General features: G+C 55.6%; 1 protein-coding gene and 2 pseudogenes. 1 reads left to right on the top strand and 2 read right to left on the bottom strand.

Annotation, left to right across the window (positions count from 1 at the left end; translation table 11 throughout):
• Positions 1 to 195, top strand: a pseudogene (locus BLT50_RS19515) (c-type cytochrome); the annotation flags it as partial.
• A gap of 119 nt (positions 196 to 314) precedes the next feature.
• Here BLT50_RS19515 and BLT50_RS18785 read toward each other — a convergent pair.
• Positions 315 to 1,010 (bottom strand): annotated as a pseudogene (locus tag BLT50_RS18785) (IS6 family transposase); the annotation flags it as partial.
• Between the two features lie 101 nt (positions 1,011 to 1,111).
• Positions 1,112 to 1,543 carry an acyl-CoA thioesterase gene (locus BLT50_RS18780; RefSeq protein WP_090030833.1) on the bottom strand — a complete coding sequence of 144 codons (432 nt, stop codon included), beginning with the start codon at positions 1,541 to 1,543 and terminating at the stop codon, positions 1,112 to 1,114.
• Positions 1,544 to 1,840 lie beyond the last annotated feature (297 nt).

Raw genomic sequence — 1,840 nt, 5'->3', positions numbered from 1 at the left:
GGAAAGTTTCCGTTCGAGTATGCGGTTTTTATGATCGACAGGCGAAATCTGATACCTGCGCACGGAAACGACATGCCCGTCTGGGGTGATCGCTTTCAAGCCTCCGCAACCAGCGAGCGTGGAGAGACTTCAGAAATGGTCGCACGAGGTCGTATTTTGTCGCTCGTCTATTACCTGGAGTCGATTCAGGAATAGTAGGGGCGAGTGCAGACTTACCACCTCTGCCGTCGGACCAATTGGCCAAACTTGGGTGTTGTCAGACTATTTCGAACTCGTCTCTGCAAGGACAGTGAGGCTGCCGCTTTTGCCGCGCAGAGATCGCGCCACTCGGCCAGAGCGGCGGTTCGGTTCTGTTTGGAGCGGTCCCGTTTGGAGAGGCTGCGATCCTGGTTGAAGTGATTGAAGACGGAAGAGTGCACGGAGGCGAATTTCTGCACACTTCGCATTCTTCGGAAGCGCTGCATGGCTCGTTCTCGTCGTCGGAATGGAAGGTGTGCGCTCTCCACCCGGTTGTTCAGCCAACGACCGCAAGCTTGCCGATCCTCGCACCCCATGTCGCGAAGCGGCGCTTTTTATGAAGCAAACCGATCCGTGACCAACACCTCTGGCTGGCCATATCGCCGCATTAATTTCCTGAGCATTTTCAATGCAGAACGCTTGTTTCTTCGCTTCGTAACGACGCTCTCAAGCACCTCGCCTTCATGATCGACAGCTCGCCAGAGGTAGTGCCGCTCGCCGTTGATCTTCACGAATACCTCGTCCACATGCCACTGCCATCGGGAAAAGGCGCGTAGCTGCTGAACACGTCGCCCGCGGATCTCAGACACAAACACCGACCCGAGCCGGTTCCACCAGAACCGGATGGTGTCATGGCTGACATCAATGCCGCGTTCGTGCAGCAGGTCTTCGACATTTCTGAGTGACAGCGGAAACCGGACATAGAGCATCACTGCCAGGCGAATTATCTCGGGGCTGGTTTTGAAATACTTGAAAGGCGAGCGTTTGGTCATCTCGAGAGGCTACGAAAGCCTCCCTGCCCGCCTCAAGCCTATTGCCTCTGACATGACCATCCCGGGGATCGCGCTGTTTCTGCCCAGCCAGATGTAGGTGTTCAGAATCCCAGTTCTTCGGGTGTCGTCAGACGGTCCATCAGCGCCTGGCGCATTGCCTCCGGCCATTTGATCGAGGTGTGCTTGTCCAGATCACTGGCCGCAAGGACCTGGGTCGATTTCCAGCGTTCTTCCGAGCCGCAACTGATCTTGTGGCGGACCGTGACGGAGGATCCGCCCACGCGGATGACCCCGACATCGAACCGCAGGGTTTCACCAAAGAACGACGGTTTGGAAAAATCACAGCTCAGGTGAACCGTCGGAGTGCCCCAGCGTTCCTTCCATATGATATGATGCCACGGAAACCCCATATGGGCCCAGAACTCTTCGTTCACGCCGTTGAGGATATCGAGATAGGAAGGGAAATAGGCCGTTCCCGAAATGTCGCAATCGCCAAACCGCAATTCGCGCTCGGTGGTGAAAATCCTGGTCACGGGCTGTCCTTTGTCCTCAGGGTGATGTCAGATTACATGCATCTTCCCAAACGTCCCCACCCTCTCACGTGTTGAGGATGCAAAAAGTTCTTTTGTAAAGGAAAAGCCCTTTCACAGCGGCGCCAAGCAGAAGAAACAAGCTCAGGTAGCCTAGCAAACCGATTTGATATGACAAGACCATGTCGGTGGCGGTGCTGTCAGACTAATTCGAACTCGTCTCTGCAAGGACAGTGAGGCTGCCGCTTTTGCCGCGCAGAGATCGCGCCACTCGGCCAGAGCAGCGGTTCGGTTCTGTTT

This window comes from Lutimaribacter saemankumensis, from assembly GCF_900100005.1.
Lineage (GTDB): Bacteria > Pseudomonadota > Alphaproteobacteria > Rhodobacterales > Rhodobacteraceae > Lutimaribacter > Lutimaribacter saemankumensis.
The sequence above is the reverse complement of the archived record's forward strand: the minus strand, read 5'-3'. Positions and strand labels throughout refer to the sequence as shown.